Below are 457 nucleotides of genomic sequence, written 5' to 3'. Positions count from 1 at the left end.
CAAGTCATCAAGATGCTCGAAGCCGACGGCTGGGAATTGCGCCATGTGAAGGGAAGCCACCACGTGTTTCGCCACCCGACGAAGCCCGGCCACCTCAGTGTGCCGCATCCCAAGATGGACTTGGGTGTGGGCTTGCTTCACAAGCTCTTGAAACAAGCTGGGTTGAAGTGAAGGAGCGCACCATGAAATTCCCGATTGCCATTGAACCTGCCACGCAAAGCACCGCCTGGGGCGTGGTGGTGCCCGATCTCCCCGGCTGCTTTTCTGCTGGCGACACGGCTGAGGAAGCCTTCGCCAATGCGGTCGAGGCCATTGAAGCACATTGCGAAATTCTCGCCCAGGACAATCTGGACATTCCCGTGCCTCGTCCGCTGGCCGAGCGGCAAAGCGATCCAGAGTACGCCGGATGGGTTTGGGCGCTGGTCGATGTCGATGTAACGCGCTTTGAAGGCAAGGC

At 59.5% G+C, this 457-nt stretch carries 2 protein-coding genes; both read left to right on the top strand.

The window, feature by feature from the left end:
- Window positions 1-171 (top strand): type II toxin-antitoxin system HicA family toxin (locus tag SRAH_RS12210; protein WP_076607038.1); only part of this gene is annotated, 171 nt, incomplete at its 5' end.
- Between the two features lie 11 nt (window positions 172-182).
- The coding region (locus SRAH_RS11500; protein ID WP_029463483.1) for a type II toxin-antitoxin system HicB family antitoxin at window positions 183-457 on the top strand (275 nt) is incomplete at its 3' end.

Origin of the sequence: Serpentinimonas barnesii, assembly GCF_000696225.1 — a bacterium.
In the GTDB taxonomy this organism is placed as follows: Bacteria; Pseudomonadota; Gammaproteobacteria; order Burkholderiales; family Burkholderiaceae_C; genus Serpentinimonas; species Serpentinimonas barnesii.
The sequence above is the reverse complement of the archived record's forward strand: the minus strand, read 5'-3'. Positions and strand labels throughout refer to the sequence as shown.